23 protein-coding genes are annotated in these 20,608 nt (G+C 70.8%); 15 read left to right on the top strand and 8 right to left on the bottom strand.

The window, feature by feature from the left end; all coding sequences use genetic code 11:
* Positions 1 to 88 precede the first annotated feature (88 nt).
* Positions 89 to 418 (bottom strand): PepSY domain-containing protein, encoded by a 330-nt coding sequence (locus AC07DW_RS26190; RefSeq protein WP_478860141.1) that lies wholly within the window; start codon positions 416 to 418, stop codon positions 89 to 91.
* A 119-nt stretch (positions 419 to 537) separates the two neighbouring features.
* On the opposite strand from AC07DW_RS26190, the gene AC07DW_RS26185 reads away from it, so the two are divergent.
* Together AC07DW_RS26185 and AC07DW_RS26180 are read left to right on the top strand one after the other, a co-directional pair.
* Positions 538 to 1,197, top strand: a complete 660-nt coding sequence (locus AC07DW_RS26185; RefSeq protein WP_478860140.1) for a response regulator transcription factor — start codon at positions 538 to 540, stop codon at positions 1,195 to 1,197.
* The gene (locus AC07DW_RS26180) at positions 1,194 to 2,546 is read left to right on the top strand and encodes a sensor histidine kinase (protein ID WP_478860139.1); all 1,353 of its coding nucleotides are present in this window, start codon (positions 1,194 to 1,196) and stop codon (positions 2,544 to 2,546) included. Before AC07DW_RS26185 ends, AC07DW_RS26180 begins: the two co-directional genes overlap by 4 nt.
* Before the next feature lie 11 nt (positions 2,547 to 2,557).
* On the opposite strand, the gene AC07DW_RS26175 is transcribed toward AC07DW_RS26180, so the two are convergent.
* From AC07DW_RS26175 to AC07DW_RS26160, 4 genes are all read right to left on the bottom strand, one after another.
* A complete protein-coding gene (locus AC07DW_RS26175) occupies positions 2,558 to 3,034 on the bottom strand; it encodes a MarR family winged helix-turn-helix transcriptional regulator (RefSeq protein WP_478860138.1) in 477 nt (158 codons plus the stop codon).
* A 137-nt stretch (positions 3,035 to 3,171) separates the two neighbouring features.
* Positions 3,172 to 3,945: an AIM24 family protein gene (locus AC07DW_RS26170; RefSeq protein ID WP_478860137.1), complete on the bottom strand. Its 774-nt coding sequence runs from the start codon at positions 3,943 to 3,945 to the stop codon at positions 3,172 to 3,174.
* Positions 3,942 to 4,592: an AIM24 family protein gene (locus AC07DW_RS26165; protein ID WP_478860136.1), complete on the bottom strand. Its 651-nt coding sequence runs from the start codon at positions 4,590 to 4,592 to the stop codon at positions 3,942 to 3,944. Before AC07DW_RS26165 ends, AC07DW_RS26170 begins: the two co-directional genes overlap by 4 nt.
* The gene (locus AC07DW_RS26160; protein ID WP_478860135.1) at positions 4,592 to 5,230 is read right to left on the bottom strand and encodes an AIM24 family protein; all 639 of its coding nucleotides are present in this window, start codon (positions 5,228 to 5,230) and stop codon (positions 4,592 to 4,594) included. The genes AC07DW_RS26165 and AC07DW_RS26160 overlap by 1 nt, the downstream gene beginning before the upstream one ends.
* A gap of 173 nt (positions 5,231 to 5,403) precedes the next feature.
* Here AC07DW_RS26160 and AC07DW_RS26155 point away from each other — a divergent pair, with 173 nt between their 5' ends.
* From AC07DW_RS26155 to glxA, 4 genes are all read left to right on the top strand, one after another.
* Positions 5,404 to 5,748, top strand: coding sequence for a DUF3817 domain-containing protein (locus AC07DW_RS26155; protein ID WP_478860134.1), 345 nt, complete (start codon positions 5,404 to 5,406; stop codon positions 5,746 to 5,748).
* Positions 5,745 to 6,038 carry an MTH1187 family thiamine-binding protein gene (locus tag AC07DW_RS26150; RefSeq protein WP_478860133.1) on the top strand — a complete coding sequence of 98 codons (294 nt, stop codon included), beginning with the start codon at positions 5,745 to 5,747 and terminating at the stop codon, positions 6,036 to 6,038. Before AC07DW_RS26155 ends, AC07DW_RS26150 begins: the two co-directional genes overlap by 4 nt.
* Before the next feature lie 211 nt (positions 6,039 to 6,249).
* Positions 6,250 to 8,046, top strand: a complete 1,797-nt coding sequence (locus AC07DW_RS26145; protein WP_478860132.1) for a glycosyltransferase family 2 protein — start codon at positions 6,250 to 6,252, stop codon at positions 8,044 to 8,046.
* A 3-nt stretch (positions 8,047 to 8,049) separates the two neighbouring features.
* Complete coding sequence (gene glxA / locus AC07DW_RS26140) at positions 8,050 to 10,008, top strand: radical copper oxidase GlxA (protein ID WP_478860131.1); 1,959 nt, start codon at positions 8,050 to 8,052, stop codon at positions 10,006 to 10,008.
* A gap of 6 nt (positions 10,009 to 10,014) precedes the next feature.
* Here the strand turns inward: glxA and AC07DW_RS26135 are convergent, their stop codons facing one another.
* Entirely contained in the window at positions 10,015 to 11,064 is a 1,050-nt protein-coding gene (locus tag AC07DW_RS26135; RefSeq protein WP_478860130.1) for a glycoside hydrolase family 6 protein, read from the bottom strand.
* A 159-nt stretch (positions 11,065 to 11,223) separates the two neighbouring features.
* Between AC07DW_RS26135 and AC07DW_RS26130 the strand changes: the two genes are divergently transcribed.
* From AC07DW_RS26130 to AC07DW_RS26110, 5 genes are all read left to right on the top strand, one after another.
* Complete coding sequence (locus tag AC07DW_RS26130) at positions 11,224 to 11,733, top strand: MarR family winged helix-turn-helix transcriptional regulator (RefSeq protein ID WP_189551834.1); 510 nt, start codon at positions 11,224 to 11,226, stop codon at positions 11,731 to 11,733.
* Positions 11,734 to 11,786: 53 nt separating this feature from the next.
* Complete coding sequence (locus tag AC07DW_RS26125; protein ID WP_478860129.1) at positions 11,787 to 12,119, top strand: DUF3817 domain-containing protein; 333 nt, start codon at positions 11,787 to 11,789, stop codon at positions 12,117 to 12,119.
* 74 nt (positions 12,120 to 12,193) lie between these two features.
* Complete coding sequence (locus tag AC07DW_RS26120; RefSeq protein ID WP_478860128.1) at positions 12,194 to 13,894, top strand: acyl-CoA mutase large subunit family protein; 1,701 nt, start codon at positions 12,194 to 12,196, stop codon at positions 13,892 to 13,894.
* A gap of 10 nt (positions 13,895 to 13,904) precedes the next feature.
* Complete coding sequence (locus AC07DW_RS26115) at positions 13,905 to 14,294, top strand: hypothetical protein (protein ID WP_478860127.1); 390 nt, start codon at positions 13,905 to 13,907, stop codon at positions 14,292 to 14,294.
* Between the two features lie 92 nt (positions 14,295 to 14,386).
* Positions 14,387 to 14,878 (top strand): N-acetyltransferase family protein, encoded by a 492-nt coding sequence (locus AC07DW_RS26110; RefSeq protein ID WP_478860143.1) that lies wholly within the window; start codon positions 14,387 to 14,389, stop codon positions 14,876 to 14,878.
* A 31-nt stretch (positions 14,879 to 14,909) separates the two neighbouring features.
* On the opposite strand, the gene AC07DW_RS26105 is transcribed toward AC07DW_RS26110, so the two are convergent.
* Entirely contained in the window at positions 14,910 to 15,536 is a 627-nt protein-coding gene (locus tag AC07DW_RS26105) for a TetR/AcrR family transcriptional regulator (protein WP_189551830.1), read from the bottom strand.
* A gap of 383 nt (positions 15,537 to 15,919) precedes the next feature.
* Here AC07DW_RS26105 and AC07DW_RS26100 point away from each other — a divergent pair, with 383 nt between their 5' ends.
* From AC07DW_RS26100 to AC07DW_RS26085, 4 genes are all read left to right on the top strand, one after another.
* Positions 15,920 to 16,888, top strand: coding sequence for a tetratricopeptide repeat protein (locus AC07DW_RS26100; protein WP_478860126.1), 969 nt, complete (start codon positions 15,920 to 15,922; stop codon positions 16,886 to 16,888).
* A gap of 588 nt (positions 16,889 to 17,476) precedes the next feature.
* Positions 17,477 to 18,142 carry a DUF6230 family protein gene (locus tag AC07DW_RS26095; protein WP_478860125.1) on the top strand — a complete coding sequence of 222 codons (666 nt, stop codon included), beginning with the start codon at positions 17,477 to 17,479 and terminating at the stop codon, positions 18,140 to 18,142.
* Positions 18,143 to 18,234: 92 nt separating this feature from the next.
* A complete protein-coding gene (locus AC07DW_RS26090; protein ID WP_478860124.1) occupies positions 18,235 to 18,750 on the top strand; it encodes a DUF6114 domain-containing protein in 516 nt (171 codons plus the stop codon).
* Entirely contained in the window at positions 18,740 to 20,020 is a 1,281-nt protein-coding gene (locus AC07DW_RS26085; protein WP_478860123.1) for a DNA polymerase III subunit gamma/tau domain-containing protein, read from the top strand. The genes AC07DW_RS26090 and AC07DW_RS26085 overlap by 11 nt, the downstream gene beginning before the upstream one ends.
* 183 nt (positions 20,021 to 20,203) lie before the next feature.
* On the opposite strand, the gene AC07DW_RS26080 is transcribed toward AC07DW_RS26085, so the two are convergent.
* Positions 20,204 to 20,602: a hypothetical protein gene (locus AC07DW_RS26080; RefSeq protein WP_478860122.1), complete on the bottom strand. Its 399-nt coding sequence runs from the start codon at positions 20,600 to 20,602 to the stop codon at positions 20,204 to 20,206.
* Positions 20,603 to 20,608 lie beyond the last annotated feature (6 nt).

The raw sequence follows: 20,608 nt of genomic DNA, 5'->3' as shown, positions 1-20,608 counted from the left end.
GCCGACAAATCCCAAACAGGACAGTCGAGACGTCAGTCAGTCGGAGGGTCAGACCCACCCGCAGCGTCACCACGTCACATCCTCACTGTCAGTCGTCGGAGCCGGCCGCCTCCGTCGTGTCCCGCGTGGCCTTCGCCGTCGTCGCGTCGACCGTCCAGTCCTGGGTCCTGCCGTCCTTCGTCAGCAGCTCGACGTCCCAGGTCCGCTTCGCGGCCTCGGCGTCGTCCTCGTCGTCGAGGTCCAGGGACACGACCGTGCCGTGGGCGGCGACCGCCTTCAGGGCCTGCTCGGCCGTGACCTTCGGCGCCTTCACGGGGGGCTCGGCCTCCGGGCCCGACGCGGTGGCGAACGCGGCCGCCGTGCCGCCCGTGAGCAGGGCCGCCGCGGTGACCGTGGCGATGATGAGGTTGCGCTTCATGGGAGGGCCTCCGATGAGGTTTGTCCGGTCGGTACGCCACCCACCGTGCCGCCGGCTCGCTGAACCCACGCTGAAGGCGGCTGAAGGGTTCTTCAGCTTCCGTTTGGGACCCTGAACGCATGCGCCTGTTGATCGTGGAGGACGAGAAGCGGCTGGCCCTGTCGCTGGCGGCCGGGCTGCGGGCCGAGGGGTTCGCCGTGGACGTCGTCCACGACGGGCTGGAGGGGCTCCACCGGGCGGGCGAGGGTTCGTACGACCTGGTCGTGCTCGACATCATGCTGCCGGGGATGAACGGCTACCGGGTGTGCGGCGCGCTGCGGGCCGCCGGGCACGACGTACCGATCCTGATGCTCACCGCGAAGGACGGCGAGTACGACGAGGCGGAGGGCCTCGACACGGGCGCCGACGACTACCTGACCAAGCCGTTCTCGTACGTGGTGCTGGTGGCGCGGGTCAAGGCGCTGCTGCGGCGCAGCGGGGGCTCTCCGTCGCCGGTGCTCCGGGTGGGGGCGCTCACCGTGGACACCGCGGGGCGGCGGGTCCGGATGGGGGAGCAGGAGGTGGCCCTCACCACCAAGGAGTTCGCCGTGCTGGAGGCGCTCGCCACCCGGGCGGGGGAGGTCGTGTCGAAGACGGAGGTCCTGGAGCATGTGTGGGACTTCGCCTACGAGGGCGATCCGAACATCGTCGAGGTGTACGTGAGCGCGTTGCGGCGGAAGCTGGGGCCGGAGGTCATCACGACGGTGCGCGGCGCCGGGTACCGGCTGGAGCGGCGGTGAGTTCCGTACGCGCGCGCACCGCGCTGGGGGCCACGCTCGTGGTCGCCCTCGCCCTGGTGGTGGCGGGGGTGGCGCTGCTGGGGGTGCTGCGGGGCAACCTGGTGGACCAGGCGGGGCTCCAGGCGGAGGTGGCGGCGCGTTCGGTGGCCTCGCAGATCGCCAACGGCACGCCGTTCGCCGAGCTCGACCTGCCCGACGACACCGAGGAGCACCCGGTGCAGGTGGTCGACGGGCAGGGGCGGGTGGTCGCGGTCGGGGAGGACGTCCAGCGGATCGCGGGGACGGGCAGCCCCGGGACGAAGGCCGTCGCGGGCGGCGCCGGGGGCGGCGAGGTGTCGGAGGAGGTGGACCACTCGACGGGGGAGGTCACCGTCGACGGCGAGACGGCGACGTACCGCTTCGCCGCCGTCGAGGTGTCCGGGGTGACCGTGTACGCCGGGGCGCCGCTCGCCACCGAGGAGGCGACGGTCGCGGGGGTGCGGGGCGCGATGCTGGCCGCGCTGCCGCTGCTGCTGCTCGTCGTGGGCGGCGTGACATGGCTGGTGACCCGCAGGGCGCTGCGGCCGGTCGAGGGCATCCGGCGGGAGATGGCGGCGATCACGGCGTCGGAGGACCTGTCGCGGCGCGTTCCGGAGCCGGCGACGCGCGACGAGGTGGCGAGGCTGGCGCGGACGACGAACGAGACGCTGGCGGCGCTGGAGGCGAGCGTGGAGCGGCAGCGGCGGTTCGTCGCGGACGCGTCGCACGAGCTGCGCAGCCCCATCGCGAGCCTGCGGACCCAGCTGGAGGTCGGCGCGGCGCACCCGGAGCTGCTGGACGTCCCGGGGGCGGTCGCCGACACCGTACGGCTTCAGCAGCTCGCGGCCGACCTGCTGCTGCTGGCCCGCCTGGACGCGGGGGAGCGGCCCGGATCCGGGCGGGTGGACCTGGCCGCGCTGGCGCGCGAGGAGGTGGGCCGGCGGGCGGGCGATCGGGTGCCGGTGCGCGTCGAGGCGGTGGAGGCCGAGGTGGACGGGTCGCGCGGGCATCTGGCGCGCCTGCTGGGCAACCTGCTGGACAACGCCCAGCGGCACGCGGAGACGGCGGTGGCCGTGACGGTGCGCCGCGAGGGCCGGCACGCCGTGCTGACCGTCGAGGACGACGGGGCCGGCGTGCCGGAGCCCGAGCGGGAGCGCGTCTTCGAGCGGTTCGTCCGCCTCGACGACGCGCGCAGCCGCGACGAGGGGGGCGCGGGGCTGGGGCTGGCCATCGCCCGTGACGTGGCGGTGCGTCATGGCGGCACGCTCCGGGTGGGGCGTGGGGGGTCGGGCGGCGCGCGGTTCGAACTGCGGCTTCCGGCGGCCGGGTGAGCCGCGTCCCGTTACGGTTTGCCGCGCAGGCCCCGGAGCTGTTCGGCGATGGGTTTGAGGGACTGGCGCAGGCCGTCCAGGGCGTCGGGGCTCAGCAGGTCGATGAAGTGCTTACGCACGGAGTCGACGTGGTGCGGGGCCACCTTCTGCATGGTTTCCATGCCCTGCTCGGTCAGTACCGCGTACAGTCCTCGCCGGTCGGACTCGCAGTTCTCCCGGCGGACCAGGCCCGCGTTCTCCATGCGGGTGATCTGGTGGGAGAGCCGGCTCTTCGACTGGAGCGTCGCGGCGGCCAGGTCGCTCATGCGGAGGCGGCGGTCGGGCGCCTCCGACAGGTTGACCAGGATCTCGTAGTCGTTGTTGGTCAGGCCGAATGGCTGGAGGTCCTTCTCCAGCTGGTACGTCAGCAGCCTGTTGACGTCCAGATAGGTGCGCCAGGCGCACTGCTCGGCATCGGTCAGCCAGTTGGTGGCCGTCTCGGTCTCCATATATGGATTCTACCTAAGAAGTTGAATTCTGGACGATTTTCGGTCGGTGACGCCGGGCACTCCGGCCCCCCGTCCTCGCGTCCGTCCCGGGTCAAGGGCGCAGACGTTCGAGGGCGTCACACTCCGCAGACTACCGCTCACAGCCCGAAGCGACGCTGGAGGTCCCCCAGCTGTCCGGGAAGGCGCGGTGCGGATCCCTGTTGACCGTGGCCTGATCCCGCCCCGGGAACGCCCGGCTCGTGCGGCACCGCGCCCCTCCCCGGGTCCGCCATCAGCACCTCCGTGGACTGGAGCAGCACCGTGCCCGCGCCCGCGAACTCGAACTGGTGCTCCTCGCCCGACGCCCCGCCGAGCCCCGTCAGCGCCCGCAGGCCGCCCATCACGCCCGTCAGGTAGCCGTGGTCGTAGTGGTGGCAGGGCGAGGGGCAGTCCGCCCAGCCCACCAGGGCCTGCGGATCGACCCGCAGGGGCGGCTCCATGAAGACCACCGGGCCGTTGGAGGCGGCGACGAACGTGCCAGTGCCGATGAGGGTGAGGAACCCCGGCACGATGGACTGCTTCAGGGCCAGCGACGGCTGGTACGCGAGGAGGTTGCCGGCGCGGATGGTGAGGTTGCCGTCGTCCAGGTCGTACGAATTGACGTCGAAGGCGCGGTCCGCGAGCAGCATCTTGCCGCTGCCCTCCGCCACCACCCAGTCGCTCGCGTGGAGCGGGGAGTGGAAGCTCGACCGCACCAGCCGGTCCAGGCGGCCGTGACCGATGCCGTTGAAGTCGATGCGCCCGTAGTAGGCGATCATCTTGCCCTTCTGGAGGAACCACTGGGAGCCCTTCAGCTCCACGCAGAAGGTGTACGCGTTGACGTTGTCGTCGCTCGGCAGGGTCGAGGGGTCGTGAATGACGGGCGTGCTCACAGCTTCTCCTCCGACGCCTGGACGTACACCGCACCGCTTCCGCTGAGCTCCAGCTGGAACGCCTCGCCGGAACCGCGCCCCACCATGTCGCGCCAGCCGAGCGCGGTGGAGAGTTTGTTGCGCACGTCGCCGTGGTGGGCCACGTACGCCTGCGGGTCGACGTGCACGGGGCGGCCGGGGGTGACGGGCAGCTCGATCACGCCGCCGTGGGCCATCACGGCGACCGCGCCGTGGCCCTTGAGTGTCGTGGTGAACAGGCCCTGCCCGGTCACCTGACCGCGCACCATGCCCATGACGCCGCCCTGGGAACCCATGAACATCGTGCCCTGCTGGAGGGTGCCGTCGAAGGCGAGCAGGCGGTCGGCCTCGACGTACAGGGTGTCGCCGGTCAGTTCGACGACCTGGATGTGGTGTCCGCCGTGCCCGAACAGCACGGTGCCGCTGCCCTCGACGGTCATCAGCGGGGTCGCCTCGTCGGCGACTCGCCGTCCGATCATCGACATCACGCCGCCCTGGCCACCCGCCATGTTCGGCGTGAAAGTGACGTCACCGCGGTACGCCAGCATCGCGCCACGCTGGCTGAACACCTTCTGTCCCGGGGAGAGGGTCGCCTCGACCATCTTGGAGTTCACCTCGCGGAACGGCATCAGACGTCCCCTCCGACCGTGTTGCGCTCGCTGGGCTGTACGTACACGAGGCCGTCGCCCTCGAACCGGATCTGGAACGCCTCCCCGCCACCCTCGCCGATCAGTGTGCGGAAGGTCACACCGGACTGGAAGTCCTGCTGGAGGTCGCCCTGATGGGCGATGTACGCGCCGGGGTCGACCGACAGCGGGTACTGCGGCGTGACGCGCAGCACCACGGCCGGGCCGTCCGACATGATCGCGGCCTGCCCGGTGCCCTCGACGGTGGTGGTGAACAGGCCGGTGCCGGTCGCCCCGCCGCGCAGTCCGGTGAAGCTGGTGCCGGTGCGCAGGCCCGCGTCGGCGCAGAGCAGGTTGCTGGACTCGACGTAGAGCTTGTCGCCGTGCAGGGAGACCAGGTTGATCTCGGAGGCGCGGTCGGCGAAGTAGCAGGTGCCCTGCCCCTTCACCTCCATCATCTCCATCTGCTCGCCGGTGAGGCGGCGGGTGACCATCCCGCGTATCCCCTCGCCCCCGCCGGACATCTTCTTGAAGGCCATCCGGCCGTCGTACGCGATCATCGAGCCGTTCTTCGCCTTGACGGCGTCACCGGTCATGTCGACGGCGAGCACTTTGCTGCCTTGGAGTCGGAACGTTGCCACGTCATGACGGTAACCCGGTGGCCGAAGGCGCGGACAGCACCCTGAGGAGGATCCCGACCCTGTCAACGGGCACGCGGGGCCGCCTGTCACAATGAACGGGTCGCTTGTGCGTCCATTCACAAGATCGGTGCGCGGGTGACAGTCGACCCGACCGACGCCGAAGGTGCTGCCCCGTGGACATCAAGACCGCCGCTTCCCTCCACCGCCTCCGACTGGTCTCCGCCCCGGAGGCCGTGTCGTTCATCCTGCTGCTCGTCTGCTCGGTGCTGAAGCGCACCACGGAGTTCAACGCGGTCCCGGTCATGGGCGCGATCCACGGCGTGCTCTTCGTCCTGTACGTGCTGCTGTGGGCGGACGCCTGGAACCGCACGAAGTGGGACCTGAAGACCGCCGCGCTCTACTTCGTCCTGTCCGTGCTGCCGTTCGGCGGCTTCTACGCCGACCGCAAGCTGAAGCGCGCCGCCGACGACGCCGTCATCGCCTCCCGCGCCCGCCGCGAGGGCACGGTGAACGCATGATCGTCGCTTTCTCCGTCACCCCCCTCGGCGTCGGCGAGGAGGTCGGCGAGTACGTCGCCGACGCGGTGCGGGTGGTCCGCGAGTCGGGACTGCCGAACCGTACCGACGCGATGTTCACCTCCGTCGAGGGCGAGTGGGACGAGGTCATGGACGTCGTCAAGCGAGCCGTCGCCGCCGTGGAGGCCCGCGCCCCGCGCGTCTCGCTGGTCCTGAAGGCCGACATCCGGCCGGGCGTCACGGACGGCCTGACCGCCAAGGTCGAGACGGTGGAGCGCCACCTCTCCGCCTGACGGCGCGGAGACGGCCCCCGGTCCGCGCGGCCGGGGGTTTTCCCTGTGGCCGCTCGGTCCGCCGGCGCCCGGGCCCGGCCGCGCCCCGCGCCCGCCACCGCGCCACACCGGTGCCCGCCCAGAAACGCCCGCTCGGACGCCTCCGGTCGACACGTCGCCCCATCTCCCTTTACGTGGGGGTATGGCGACCCGCTCGACAGCTGGAGGAACCGTGCGGCCGGAAGGCTACGACTACGACACCTACAGCCGTCTCGCCGGTCCCCTCACGGAACCGGACGGGACGGCGTACCAGGTGCAGTACCGCAGCCTGCTCTCCGGGGAACCGCACCGAATACGCGCCATCCTGCTGATGACCCTCGCCCCGCTGCTCTCGGCGGTCCTGCTGGTCTACCTCGTATGGCCCACCCACTGGACCGACCGCGAGGGCGGCGAGCGGTGGCTCATCAGGTTCGACGCCGTGATGCTCGTGTCGATCGGGCTCATCTGCCTGTTCATGCTGATCAACGTCGCCTCCATCGCCCACGCCACGATGGTCGCCCGCGACCCGGTGCCCGTCGTCCCCCGGAAGGGCACCCGCGTCGCGTTCCTCACCACCTACGTACCGGGCAAGGAACCCCTGTCCATGGTCCGCGACACCCTGGAGAGCGCCGTCCGCGTCACCCACGACGGACGGCTGGACGTGTGGCTGCTCGACGAGGGCGACGACGAACAGGCCAAGGCCCTGTGCCGGGAGCTCGGCGTACGCCACTTCACCCGGGCCGGTGTGGCCGCGTGGAACCGCCCCAGGGGCGTCCACAAGGCCAAAACCAAGCACGGCAACTACAACGCCTGGATCGCGATGCACGGCGACGACTACGACTTCTTCGCCTCCGTCGACACCGACCACGTGCCGCTGCCCAACTTCCTGGAGCGGACCCTCGGCTACTTCCGCGACCCCGACGTCGCCTTCGTCGTCGGCCCCCAGGTGTACGGCAACTACACCTCGCCCGTCACCAAGGCCGCCGAGTCCCAGCAGTTCCTCTTCCACGCCCTCATCCAGCGCGCCGGGAACCACTACCGCGCCCCCATGTTCGTGGGCACCAACAACGTCGTACGCGTCGGTGCCGTCAAGCAGATCGGCGGCCTGTACGACTCGATCACCGAGGACATGGCCACCGGCTTCGAGCTGCACCGCACCGTGAACCCGCGCACCGGCCACCTCTGGCGCTCCGTCTACACACCCGACGTCCTCGCCGTCGGCGAGGGACCGGCCTCCTGGACGGACTTCTTCACCCAGCAGCTGCGCTGGTCGCGCGGTACGTACGAGACCCTCCTCCAGCAGTACGGGAAGGGGTTCTTCCGGATGCCACCCGGCCGGCTGCTCAACTACACCCTGATGCTCGTCTACTACCCGATGACCGCCGTCAACTGGTTCCTCGGCATCCTCTCCTGCGTCCTGTTCCTGTGGTTCGGCGCCTCCGGCACCCAGGTGTCGACCTCCGTGTGGCTGATGCTCTACAGCGACGCCGCCGCGCTCCAGATCGGCCTGTACCTGTGGAACCGCCGCCACAACGTCTCGCCCCACGAACCGGAGGGCTCCGGCGGCCTGGCAGGCATGGCGATGTCAGCGCTCTGCGCGCCCATCTACCTCAAGTCGCTGTCCTCGGCCCTGCTGCGCACGCAGGGCCGCTTCGTCGTCACCCCCAAGGGCGGCGAAGCGAGCCCCGACCGCCTGACCACCTTCCGCGTCCACCTGTACTGGGCCGCCGTGCTCGCCGTCTCGCTCGTCGCCTCTACCGTCCTCGGCCACACCCACGCGGCCATGCGCACCTGGGCGGTGCTCGCCCTGGGCATCGCGCTCGCCCCGGTCGGCGTGTGGGGCTGGGGCCTGTTCCAGGAGCGCCGCTCGCGCGCCCGTCTGCGGGCCCGGGAGGCGGCGTCGACCGTGGTGGCGGCCACCACGAAGGTCGCCCCGAAGACCGGCGACGAGCCGGAGCCCGCGTTCGCCTCGACGGCAGGAGGGAACTGAACCATGGCCTACCGGCCGTCGAAGAAGCTCAAGAAGACGCTGCTGGGCGGCGGCGCGGTGGTCGTGCTCGCGGGGCTGAACGCGCCGGCCGCGGTGTCCTTCGCCGAGGCGAAGTACCACGCGTACAAGATCGCCCAGCCTGGCTACAAGGCCAGGTACGGCTCCTGGCAGCAACTCGACGTCCCCGGCGAGTTCCGGCTCAACGCCATCCACGCGGCCCTCCTGCGCACCGGCAAGGTGCTGCTGATCGCGGGCTCCGGAAACAACCAGAAGAAGTTCGACGCGGGCACCTTCGACACCATCCTGTGGGACCCGGTCAGGAACACCTTCAAGAAGATCCCCACCCCGGAGGACTTCTTCTGCGCGGGTCACAGCCAGCTGCCCGACGGACGGCTCCTGGTGGCGGGCGGCACCGCCCGCTACGAGGTCCTCGACGGCGAGGTGAAGCGCGCCGGCGGCGGCATGCGCGTCAAGAACGAGAGCCCCGACAAGGCCGTCACCCTCAAGAAGGGCACCGTCTTCCGCTCCCCGTCGGGCGTCGAGTACGTCTCCAAGTTCGACGTGACGGTCCCCAAGGCCAAGCGCGACTTCAAGATCTCGTACTTCAAGAGCGGCCAGATGAAGCCCTGGGAGACCAAGGTCGTCGCCGCCGAGGCGCGGGTCTTCGTCGAGGCCAGGAAGGAGGGCCCCAAGGCCCTGACCACGGAGGCCGCGCAGTACAAGGTCCTCGGCCTCAAGGGCAAGGACGCGGACAACGTCTACGGCATCGCCCAGAGGCTCACCACCGAGAAGCAGGACTTCCAGGGGATCAAGGCGGCGTACGAGTTCGATCCCAGGGCCGAGAGGTACGTCCCCGTCGCCCCCATGAAGGACGCCCGCTGGTACCCCACCCTGGTGACCCTCCAGGACGGCCGGGTGCTCGCCGTCTCCGGTCTCAACGACGTCGGCGACGTCGTCCCCGGCGACAACGAGATCTACGACCCGCGGACGAAGAAGTGGGGCAAGGGCCCCTTCCGCTATTTCCCCACCTATCCCGCGCTCTTCCTCACCCAGGGCGGCAAGCTCTTCTACACCGGCTCCAACGCCGGCTACGGGCCCGCCGAGAAGGGGCGCGTACCGGGCCTGTGGGACCTGAAGAAGAACACCTTCCAGGAGATCAGGGGCATCACCGACCCCGACCAGCTGGAGACCTCCGCCTCCCTGCTGCTGCCGCCCGCCCAGGACCAGAAGCTGATGGTGCTCGGCGGCGGCGGCGTCGGCGAGTCGGAGCTGTCCACCGCCCGGACCGCGCTCATCGACCTGAAGGCCCCGCGCCCCGCCTTCCGTACGGGCGCCTCGCTGCCCCGGGGCACCCGCTACCTCAGCAGCGTGCTCCTCCCCGACGACACCGTCTTCACCACCGGCGGGTCCGAGCAGTACCGGGGCCGCAGCGGCAGCGACATCCTCAAGGCGCAGTTCTACGAGCCGAGGTCCGACTCCTTCCGGGAGGCCGCCGAACCGACCGTGGGCCGCAACTACCACTCCGAGGCGCTGCTGCTGCCGGACGGGCGGGTGGCGACCTTCGGTTCGGACCCGCTGTTCGACGACAAGGACAACACCAAGCTGGGGACCTTCGAGCAGCGCGTGGAGGTGTTCACCCCGCCGTACCTGCACGGTGGCGGCGCCGAGGCCCGGCCGGTGCTGGGCGAGGGCCCCGAGGAGCTCGACCAGAACGGCCGGGCGACCTTCCGCACCAAGGACGCCACCCGCATCACCAAGGCGCGGCTGATGCGGCCCAGCGCGGTGACGCACACGACCGACGTGGAGCAGCGCTCCATCGAGCTGCGCCTGATCAAGGGCGAGGACGCGGTGACGGTCGAGGCGCCGCTGGACCGGAGCCTGGTGCCGCCCGGCTGGTACATGCTCTTCGTGGTGGACAAGGACGGCCGGCCGTCGGTGGCCAAGTGGGTGCGGGTCGACTGACCCGGGTCACCCCTTGGCCCGGCGGGCGAGGCCCAGGGCGTACTCCGGCCACCAGGTCCCGGCGGCCGGGCCGCCCCGGCAGGTGCCGTCCGACTCGCCGGGGCGCTTGATCCACAGGTAGGCGTCGGCCCGGGCGTCACCGGTGCTCTCGGTCGGCGGGGTGCCCAGCGCCCGGCCGGGCGGGTTGCACCAGGCGTCCTCGCCGTCGCCGGGGAGCGGTCCGGCGCCGTTGCGGCTGGTGTCGACGACGAAGTGGGCGCCGCCCAGCAGCGCGGACAGCTCCGTGCCGAAGGCGGTGACCACCGGCGTGGTCTGGAAGTTCGACACGTTGAGCGAGAAGCCGTCCGCCTTCGTGACACCGGCGCGCCGCAGCGGTTCCACCAGCTTGCCCGGGTCCTTGATCCAGGCCGGGTTGCCCGCGTCCAGGTACACCTTGGTGCGCGGCTGCCGCTTGAGCCGGTCCACCGCCTCGGCGAGCAGCTGGTAGCGCTCCTCGTGGTACTGGGCCGGGGTGCAGCCGTCCACGACGTGCGGCACGGCGTCCGGCTCCAGGACGACGATCGCGGGCGCGCTGCCCACGGCCCGGGCGAAGGAGCCGATCCACTCCCGGTAGGCCTCCGCGTTCGCGGCGCCGCCCTTGGAGTACATGCCGCAGTCGCGGTGCGGGATGTTGTACGCCACGAGGACGGCCGTCTGCTTCTTCGCCGCGGCACCGCGCACGGCCCGCCCGATGTCGGCGACGGGGTCGTTCCAGAGGGGCCACAGGGCGGCCGGGCGTTCCGAGATCCGCCGCAGCAGCGTGGCCTCCTCGGTGCGGCCCTGCGTGCGGTACACCTCGACCTGGCGGGCGGCGGCGCTGTCGGGGTCGACCCAGAACGGCGAGGTGTCGGCGGGCGCGCTGCGGCCGACGGGCTCCTGGGCGGGAGGCCCCTCGCCCGTGGCGGCGCCCTTGCCGCCGGGCAGGCAGCCGGCGCCGGCCAGGGCCCCGGCGCAGAGCGCGGCGGACAGGAGAAGGCGGGTGCGTACGCGGAACGATCTGTGGTGCCGGCCGGACATCCAGCCCCCTCGTATGGCTGCGAGCTACGGACGAACAGACGCGGCAATCGTGACATAAGCGACATGAAGCGCCCGGCTGCGACACCTCGGGGCGACGGCGGGGGACCGAACCCCGAGACGGGGCTGCTCGGCATGTGACCAGTCGGTAAGGTCGTCGGCGTGCCGAAGCCGCTCAGTCTCCCGTTCGACCCCATCGCCCGCGCCGACGAGCTCTGGCAGCGCCGCTGGGGGCCCGTCCCCTCCATGGCCGCCATCACCTCGATCATGCGCGCGCACCAGATCCTGCTCGCGGAGGTGGACGCGGTGGTCAAGCCCTACGGGCTGACCTTCGCCCGGTACGAGGCGCTGGTGCTGCTCACCTTCTCCAAGGAGGGCGAGCTGCCGATGTCCAAGATCGGCGAGCGGCTGATGGTCCACCCCACCTCGGTGACCAACACGGTCGACCGGCTGGTGCGGTCCGGCCTGGTGGCCAAGCGCCCCAATCCCAACGACGGGCGCGGCACCCTCGCCTCCATCACCGACAAGGGCCGCGAGGTCGTCGAGGCGGCGACAGCGGACCTCATGGCGATGGACTTCGGTCTGGGCGCGTACGACGCGGAGGAGTGCGCCGAGATCTTCGCGATGCTGCGGCCGCTGCGGATCGCGGCGCACGACTTCGAGGAGAAGTGACGACGGGGTCCCCGCGCGAAGATCGCCCGGAACGGGCGGTTACGCTCGTCCCCATGAAGAGGAGCGTGCTGACCCGCTACCGGGTCATGGCCTATGTGACCGCCGTCATGCTGCTCGTGCTCTGCACGTGCATGGTGTTCAAGTACGGGTTCCACACGGGCGAGGATGTGACCTTCATGGTCTCCCAGGCCCACGGCGTCCTCTACATCATCTACCTGATCTTCGCCTTCGACCTCGGTTCCAAGGCGAAGTGGCCGTTCGGCAAGCTCCTGTGGATCCTGCTCTCCGGCACCATCCCCTTCGCCGCCTTCTTCGTGGAGCGCCGGGTCGTCCGGGACGTCGAGCCGCTGCTCGCCGGCGCCGCCCCGGTCGCCGTCAAGGTCTGACCCGAGGGCCGTGCGCCACGCGTACGGCCTTCAGCCATCGACATTTACTAGGACGTCCTAGTAAATTCGAAAGCATGGACGCTGACGCCATCGAGGAAGGCCGCCGACGCTGGCAGGCCCGCTACGACGCCGCACGCAAGCGCGACGCCGACTTCACCACGCTCTCCGGGGACCCCGTGGAGCCCGTCTACGGGCCCCGGCCCGGTGACACCTACGACGGCTTCGAGCGGATCGGCTGGCCCGGTGAGTACCCCTTCACCCGAGGTCTGTACCCGACCGGCTACCGGGGCCGCACCTGGACCATCCGCCAATTCGCCGGCTTCGGCAACGCCGAGCAGACCAACGAGCGCTACAAGATGATCCTCGGCAACGGCGGTGGCGGCCTGTCCGTCGCCTTCGACATGCCGACCCTCATGGGGCGCGACTCCGACGACCCGCGCTCGCTCGGCGAGGTCGGGCACTGCGGTGTCGCCATCGACTCCGCCGCCGACATGGAGGTCCTGTTCCGGGGCATCCCCCTCGGTGACGTCACCACGTCGATGACGATCAGCGGCCCCGCCGTCCCCGTCTTCTGCATGTACCTCGTCGCCGCCGAACGCCAGGGCGTCGACCCGGGCGTCCTCAACGGCACCCTCCAGACGGACATCTTCAAGGAGTACATCGCCCAGAAGGAGTGGCTCTTCCAGCCCGAGCCGCACCTGCGCCTCATCGGCGACCTGATGGAGCACTGCGCCCGCGACATCCCGGCGTACAAGCCGCTCTCCGTCTCCGGCTACCACATCCGCGAGGCGGGCGCGACGGCCGCCCAGGAGCTGGCGTACACCCTCGCCGACGGCTTCGGGTACGTCGAACTGGGCCTCAGCCGCGGCCTGGACGTGGACGTCTTCGCCCCCGGCCTGTCCTTCTTCTTCGACGCGCACGTCGACTTCTTCGAGGAGATCGCCAAGTTCCGCGCCGCCCGCCGCATCTGGGCGCGCTGGATGAAGGAGGTCTACGGCGCGAAGAGCGACAAGGCCCAGTGGCTGCGGTTCCACACCCAGACCGCCGGCGTCTCGCTCACCGCGCAGCAGCCGTACAACAACGTCGTCCGCACCGCCGTCGAGGCCCTCGCGGCCGTCCTCGGCGGGACGAACTCCCTGCACACCAACGCCCTCGACGAGACCCTCGCGCTGCCCAGCGAGCAGGCCGCCGAGATCGCCCTGCGCACCCAGCAGGTGCTGATGGAGGAGACCGGCGTCGCCAACGTCGCCGACCCGCTGGGCGGTTCCTGGTACGTCGAGCAGCTCACCGACCGCATCGAGGCCGACGCCGAGAAGATCTTCGACCGGATCAAGGACCGGGGCCGGCGGGCCCACCCGGACGGGCAGCACCCGATCGGGCCGATCACCTCCGGCATCCTGCGCGGCATCGAGGACGGCTGGTTCACCGGCGAGATCGCCGAGTCCGCCTTCCGCTACCAGCAGGCCCTGGAGAAGGGCGACAAGCGGGTCGTCGGCGTCAACTGCCACCACGGCTCCGTCACCGGCGACCTGGAGATCCTGCGGGTCAGCCACGAGGTCGAGCGCGAGCAGGTGAAGGCGCTCGGGGCGCGGAAGGCCGCGCGCGACGACGCGAAGGTGCGGGCCTCCCTCGACGCGATGCTCGCCGCCGCCCGGGACGGCTCCAACATGATCGGGCCGATGCTGGACGCCGTCCGCGCGGAGGCCACGCTCGGCGAGATCTGCGACGCCCTGCGCGACGAGTGGGGCACGTACACCGAGCCGCCCGGCTTCTAGACTCGGCCGCATGACAGCCCTCCCCGTACCGGTCCCCGGCGTCGCCGTCCGCTACTGGTACGTGGGGGCCTGCGGGCCGTTCGCGCTGTTCGACGCAGACTTCGAGCCGCCGGGGCCGGACGGGGAGAGCGAGTTCCTCAACCCGGTCCCGGCGCGGCTGCTGCCGCCGGAGTACGCGGACGCCCTCTGGGAGGGCATCCGGGAGGGACTGCGCGGGACGGCCGCCGCCGTCCTGCTCACCCGTGCGCGCCACCACGAGGCCGACTCCTCCGAGTGGGGCTTCCGGCGGGCCGGCGAGATGGCCGGCCGCGCCGCGCTCGTACGGGCCGGACTGCTGCCGCCCGAGGAGGGGCCGCCCGCCCGCTTCGTACGTCCACCCGGGTGGCGCGGCGGCGCGTGAGCGTGGGTGTGCCCCCGGCGACGCCATGGGCGGGCCGGGAGGAAACCCGGCTGCGCCCGAGGTCACGGGGCGGGCATGCTGGACGGATGCAGATCAGCATCAGGGAAGCGACCGCCGGCGACTGGCCCGCCATCTGGCCGTTCTTCCACAGAATCGTCGCCGCCGGTGACACGTTCACCTACCCGACCGACCTGTCGGAGGAGGACGGCCCCGGCTGGTGGCTGCTGGACGCCCCCAACCGGACGGTCGTCGCCGTGGACGACGGGACCGGCACCGTCCTCGGCACCGCCAAGATGAACAACAACCAGGGCGGCAACGGCGCGCACATCGCCAGCGCCAGCTACATGGTCGACCCGGCGCACGGCGGCCGGGGCGTCGGGCGGGCGCTCGTCGAGGACAGCCTGGAGTGGGCGCGTGGGCGCGGCTTCCGGGGCATGCAGTTCAACGCGGTCGTCGAGACCAACGTGCACGCGGTCCGGCTGTACGAGCGGCTCGGGTTCCGCGTGGTCGGCACGGTCCCGGAGGCGTTCCACCACCCCGTGGAGGGGTACGTGGGGCTGCACGTCATGCACCGCCCGCTGTGACGGCGGGGGCGGGCGGCGGCCGAAAAGGTCCTCAGGTCCGGGCGGCCGCCGAAAGGCCCCCCAGCAGCAGGGCGGTGAAGCGCTGGACCCACTCCGCGTCGACGGGTTCGGCGCTCACCAGCGCCCGGTGGACCACCGCGCCGGCGATCACGTCGAAGATCAGGTCGTCGGTCCCGGCGGCGGACGCCGGGCTCTCGGGCAGCTCACCACGGGCCTGGGCACGCCGCCGCCCCGCCAGGACCAGGCGCTTCTGCCGCTCCACGATCGAGGTGCGGATCCGCTCGCGCAGCGGCTCGTCGCGGGTGGACTCGGCGATGACGGCCATCAGCGCCGTCTTGGTCTCGGGCCGCTCCAGCAGGGCCGCGAACTGCACCACCACGCCCTCGATGTCGGCCATCAGGCTCCCGCGGTCGGGCAGTTCCAGCTCGTCGAACAGGACGGCGACGGCGTCGACGACGAGCTCGTTCTTGCCGGCCCAGCGCCGGTAGAGGGTCGTCTTGGCGACCCCCGCGCGGCCGGCGACGTCGCCCATCGTCAGCTTCGACCAGCCCAGCTCGACCAGCGCGGCCCTCGTCGCCTCGAGTATCGCGGCGTCGGCCGCCGCCGAACGCGGGCGCCCGCCGGTACGACCCGGTGAACGGCTGGAGCTTCTGCACATGACGCTCGACCATACCGGCGAGTACGCCGGTTGTTACCCGCCCGTACATGTGAGGCAGTTCACCGGCCGGTCCCGGCCCCGGAGGGTCTCGATCGGGGTTACGCTACGAGGCGTAGCGAAAGGCTTTGAGCGGCCAGGAGCGACAACCACAGGCACCGGGTGGGGACCCGGCGCCGACACAGGCACCGGGTGGGGACCCGGCGCCGACACAGGCACCGGGTGGGGACCCGGCGCCGACACAGGCACCGGGTGGGGACCCGGCGCCGAAAACACTGCCGGACCGCGTACGTCCGTACGCCCCGCATACCGGCGGGGGGCGTACGGACGGTCGTGGTTCGGCCATGGCTTAACGGTTACGCGCGCGGAGGGGGGAGGATGTACCCATGCAGCCTAGGAACATGTCCATGAGCGGCGTCGTCGACCTCGCCGCGGTGAAGGCGGCCGGAGAGGCCAAGGCGAAGGCGGAGCAGGCGCGCGCCCAGGCCGCCCGGCAGGGCGGCGGCGGAGCGGTACCCCCGTCGGCCCTGGTGATCGATGTCGACGAGGCCGGGTTCGAGCGCGACATCCTCCAGCGCTCCACCGAGGTCCCGGTCGTCATCGACTTCTGGGCCGAGTGGTGCGAGCCGTGCAAGCAGCTCGGCCCGCTGCTGGAGCGGCTGGCCGCCGAGTACAACGGCCGATTCGTTCTGGCCAAGATCGACGTCGACGCCAACCAGATGTTGATGCAGCAGTTCGGGATCCAGGGGATCCCGGCGGTTTTCGCGGTGGTCGCCGGCCAGGCGCTGCCGCTGTTCCAGGGGGCCGCGCCGGAGGCGCAGATCCGCCAGACCGTGGACGAGCTGATCCGGGTCGGGGAGGAGCGCTTCGGCCTCACCGGCATCACGGTCGACACGGACGCGGCCGGTCCCGCCGCGGCACCGGCGCAGCCGGCCGGCCCGTACGACGCGCTGCTGGAGGCGGCGGTGCGCGCGCTGGACGCCAACGACTTCGGCGGTGCGATCCAGGCGTACAAGAACGTCCTGGTCGACGACCCCGGCAACACGGAGGCCAAGCTGGGCCTCGCCCAGGCGGAGCTGCTCTCCCGGGTGCAGGGCATGGACCCCCAGGTGGTCCGCAAGAACGCCGCGGACGACCCGTCCGACGTACCGGCCCAGCTCGCCGCCGCCGACCTCGACCTGGTGGGCGGCCATGTGGAGGACGCCTTCGGGCGGCTCGTCGACACCGTGCGCCGCACGGCGGGCGACGACCGCGACACGGCGCGGGTGCGGCTGCTGGAGCTCTTCGAGGTGATCGGCCCCGACGACCCGCGCGTCACCAAGGCCCGCTCGGCTCTGGCGCGGGTGCTTTTCTGACGCACTGACAGCTCGTCGGGGCACCGGCGATTTGGCGACACGGTGACAAAAGGCGGTCGCGCTTTACCAAAACTTGGTAATCGCGGCCGCCTGTTACTTGCAGTAAATCAACAGCCTCTTTATGTCCGGCTATTGCCGAAGAAATCACCTTCTGTCGAACCTGTGGGTAACACCCTGTGTGCCCGGGCGACATCACCCCGTCGTGACGTGGTTATCCACCCGTTACTAGCCAGTAACGAACCCCCTTGTGTCCGCGCCGTGAATGGACCACGATCGGCCACGCTCGGTCCAATCCCGTACCAGCCCGGCAACCCGCCGAGCTCACGGGAGCGGGTCCCCACCGAGCGGGCCGGCGGCACTGCCGCCGGTTCCGGACAGGGGGGTTCCTGCCCATCCCGGCAGGGCCTGTCCAAGCAGGGTTGCGCGAAGGCGTGGCCAGTGGTTGTCGCTCGGGGGTGATCGCCGGTGATTCGGACGCGGCTCGCGCCTGATCCACGGGCGCTCTCCTTCCCGAGGACGTAGCACTTCTCCCATCCCAGGACGGGCCCACGGCCCTTCCGGAGATGTACGTCCGAGAAGGAGGAACATATGAAGTCCCAGGTTCGTGGTGGCACCAGATGGAAGCGGTTCGCCGTCGTCATGGTGCCGAGCGTGGCCGCGACGGCCGCGATAGGCGTCGGTCTCGCGCAGGGCGCGCTCGCCGCGTCGTTCGCCGTGTCGGGACAGGAGTTCAAGGTCACGGCGAAGCACCTGGACGGTACCGGGTTCGCGCAGTACGGCGGCGTGGACATGGGCTACGCGAACGTCAAGGAGGGCAACCAGGTCGTTCCGCGGCCGGTCGCCATCTCGACGTTCAAGAACGCCACGATCACCGCGATGTGCCAGTCGGTGGTCACCCCGGACGTCCCGGTTTTCGGCAAGATCACGCTGAAGCTCACGGCCGGACAGAACCCGAAGAAGCCGGTCGTCGCGGAGAACCTCTACCTCGATGTCACCGACCTTGACGCCAATGCCAAGTTCACCAACATCGACATCGGCATGGCGGCCAAGGACACCGACAACGAGGGCATCGGCAAGGGCCCCGTCGTCAAGGACAAGAACATCAACCAGAACGGCTTCGCCCAGCAGGCGGAGCGAGCCGTCCTGACCGATGTCAGGCAGAAGGCGTGGGCCACTACCGCGGGCTCCTTCGAGCTCAGCGGTCTCAGCATGCGTCTGCACCGGGGCGACGGTCCCGACGTCGAGTGCTACTGACCGGTGATCCATGCGGGCGGGCAAGGATGCCGAGGCGACCGTGCCCGCCCGTCTCCCTCTACAGATAGCAATGCCAGTTCCAGGGAGCTTCCATGAGCGCCGAGTCACCGGGTCAGAACGAGCACTACCTCCGCGTCCTCAGGGGACGATTCCGCGAGTGGCGGGAGACCCGTCCGTTCTGGGCCGGTCTTTTCACCTTGCTGGGCGGAATCCCCATCGCCTACTTCCCGTACGCGAGCCTCAAGCTCGGGCAGATGACGCTCTCGATGGCGACCACGGCCGGTGCCGGTTCGCTGATCATCGGCGTCCTGCTGATGACGCTCGGTCTGACCATGTGGTTCCAGGCGATCGTGCGTGTCTTCGCGGGTGTCGCCACGATTCTGCTGGCGCTGGTCTCCATCCCCGTGGCCAACATGGGCGGGTTCCTCATCGGATTCCTGCTCGCCCTCACCGGTGGAGCCATGTCCATCGCCTGGGCGCCGGCCACTGAGGCGGCCGCCCCAGCAACGGCCGAGCCGGCTGCGCCGGAGGACGGCCCGGGTGAGGTTGATGTGTACGGGACCGAGACGACAGTCGACGCCAACGGCGGGAGGAACAGTGCGGGGTGACGAAACCCAGCCGGTGACGAGAAGCGGGCCGCGTCACGCGGCGCCGAAGAAGTCGCTGCTGGCCAAGCTCCAGGCGCCGGCGGGCAAGGCGATGGCCCTGGCCGCGATGCCCACCGCCGTACTGGTCGGCCTCGGTATGACGCCGAAGCTGGCCCTCGCCGACGAGAAGGACATCCCCTTCGCTCCCGGCCCGTGCGTGACGCGGTCGGACGAGCCGTCGGAGACCGAGGAACCTTCGCAGTCCGCCTCTCCGACGCCCAAGCCGTCGCAGAGCGCGACCGGGACGCCCGGGACGGACGAGGAGAAGGAGCCAGTACCGGCCGCCAGTCCGTCCGCGAGCGAGACGGATAAGGACGCCGCGGAAAAGGAGACCACCGAGCCGAAGACGGGCACGACGAAGCCTCCGGCCGTCACGGCTCCCGCTCCGCCCGCCACCCCTGAAGCCACCGAGTCCAGGAATCCGCTGGACCCACTGGGCATCGGCGACGCGATCAAGGACGTCTTCGACGGCGCGGACGAGGAACCTACGGCCACCCCGTCGCCCTCCGCCCCCGCCACGGCAGTCCCGTCCACGGAGCCCGCGGCGGAGAAGCCGTCCACCGCCCGGCCTGTCGACGACCCCGTGGCGAAGCCGGCCGAGAAGGACGACGCGGTCGTCGACAAGGCGAAGGACGCGATCAAGGAAGCCGCCGACAAGGCGGGCGCCAAGGTCGAGGAGCTGCCGGAGGAGGTCAAGGGACTCGACCCCAAGAAGGACGAGGACATCCCGGACGGCGCCAAGCCGCGCTTCCCCTGCCCGACCGCCGACCCCGAGGCCCTCGCCGCCGCCGAGCTGGAGCCCGGCATCCCGCTGCTCGCGGACGAACCCTGGAAGCTGGAGAGTTCGCTGCTCACCCTCCGGGGCCTGGACTACCAGGGCATCGTCGAGGTGAAGACCGGCAGCGGAAAGATCAAGAAGGTCCTGAAGTTCACGGCGGACTCCGTCGACATCAAGGACCTTCACCAGATCACCGTCCACTCCGAGGGCCGGACGGGCCACGTGACATCCCGCCCCGGTTCCACGTCCACCATCACGGGCGGCACGGTGACGATGTACACGGAGGAGCTGAAGGGCAACCTCTTCGGCCTCATTCCGATCACCTTCAGCCCCGAGACCCCGCCCCCGCTGAACGTCCCCTACGCGTTTTTCACCAACGTGAAGGTCACACAGGCGGGCCAGTTCGGCGGCGACCTCACGGTGCCGGGCCTGAAGAACTTCATCGAGGGCTGAGTCCTCGAACCTGTCAGCGAGCCGCGCAGCGCCATGGCCTCGCCGTCCTGTGGGCGGGGAGGCCATGGCGCTGCCGGTCGGCGGCTGATGGCGTCACCCACCTCGGCGGACGAGCCCCCGCCGAGGTCCGGCAGGGGCCCTCCCGCTTCCGGGCAGGTCACCGAAGAAGTGACTGCGCTCCCCTCAGGGCATGACCGCCCCCGCGACCGCCTGGGCGAGGTGCGCGGCCAGGGCGTCGACGTCCTCACGGAAGACGCCCAGGGTGGTGTGGAACGGCTCCTCCGAGAAGTGGCGTCCGTGCGCCAGGAACGCCGTCGCGACTGTGGTGAGCGCGGCGTGGATCACGTGCAGCTCACGGGGGCGCAGGCGGAGGTCGCCGGAGGCCGCCCGGAGTTCGCGCAGCCGCGTGATCAGCTCCTCGACCTCCGCGGGGCCGGCTCCCAGCCGCAAAGCCAGGACCTCGTCACCGAGGCCCCGGTTACGGAGGAATTCCAGAGCGTTGCCGATGGCCGCCGCCTGGGACGGCGCGAGCCGGACGACGAAGACGTCGCCGTCACGGGTGACGCGGATCTGTGCTCTCATTGCGCA

The sequence above is a fragment of the Streptomyces sp. NPDC045701 genome, assembly GCF_056432045.1.
Note: the sequence above shows the minus strand (reverse complement) of the source record. Positions and strands in the feature narration are given on the sequence as shown.

Bases quoted from the DNA above. Each gene is read 5' to 3' on its own strand.
- AC07DW_RS26095 (WP_478860125.1), top strand. From the start codon at position 17,477: ATGAAGTCCCAGGTTCGTGGTGGCACCAGATGGAAGCGGTTCGCCGTC.
- AC07DW_RS26165 (WP_478860136.1), bottom strand. From the start codon at position 4,592: ATGCCGTTCCGCGAGGTGAACTCCAAGATGGTCGAGGCGACCCTCTCC.
- AC07DW_RS26175 (WP_478860138.1), bottom strand. From the start codon at position 3,034: ATGGAGACCGAGACGGCCACCAACTGGCTGACCGATGCCGAGCAGTGC.
- AC07DW_RS26120 (WP_478860128.1), top strand. From the start codon at position 12,194: ATGGACGCTGACGCCATCGAGGAAGGCCGCCGACGCTGGCAGGCCCGC.
- AC07DW_RS26090 (WP_478860124.1), top strand. From the start codon at position 18,235: ATGAGCGCCGAGTCACCGGGTCAGAACGAGCACTACCTCCGCGTCCTC.
- AC07DW_RS26080 (WP_478860122.1), bottom strand. From the start codon at position 20,602: ATGAGAGCACAGATCCGCGTCACCCGTGACGGCGACGTCTTCGTCGTC.
- AC07DW_RS26105 (WP_189551830.1), bottom strand. From the start codon at position 15,536: ATGTGCAGAAGCTCCAGCCGTTCACCGGGTCGTACCGGCGGGCGCCCG.
- AC07DW_RS26150 (WP_478860133.1), top strand. From the start codon at position 5,745: ATGATCGTCGCTTTCTCCGTCACCCCCCTCGGCGTCGGCGAGGAGGTC.
- AC07DW_RS26125 (WP_478860129.1), top strand. From the start codon at position 11,787: ATGAAGAGGAGCGTGCTGACCCGCTACCGGGTCATGGCCTATGTGACC.
- AC07DW_RS26115 (WP_478860127.1), top strand. From the start codon at position 13,905: ATGACAGCCCTCCCCGTACCGGTCCCCGGCGTCGCCGTCCGCTACTGG.
- AC07DW_RS26135 (WP_478860130.1), bottom strand. From the start codon at position 11,064: ATGTCCGGCCGGCACCACAGATCGTTCCGCGTACGCACCCGCCTTCTC.
- glxA (WP_478860131.1), top strand. From the start codon at position 8,050: ATGGCCTACCGGCCGTCGAAGAAGCTCAAGAAGACGCTGCTGGGCGGC.
- AC07DW_RS26100 (WP_478860126.1), top strand. From the start codon at position 15,920: ATGCAGCCTAGGAACATGTCCATGAGCGGCGTCGTCGACCTCGCCGCG.
- AC07DW_RS26185 (WP_478860140.1), top strand. From the start codon at position 538: ATGCGCCTGTTGATCGTGGAGGACGAGAAGCGGCTGGCCCTGTCGCTG.
- AC07DW_RS26190 (WP_478860141.1), bottom strand. From the start codon at position 418: ATGAAGCGCAACCTCATCATCGCCACGGTCACCGCGGCGGCCCTGCTC.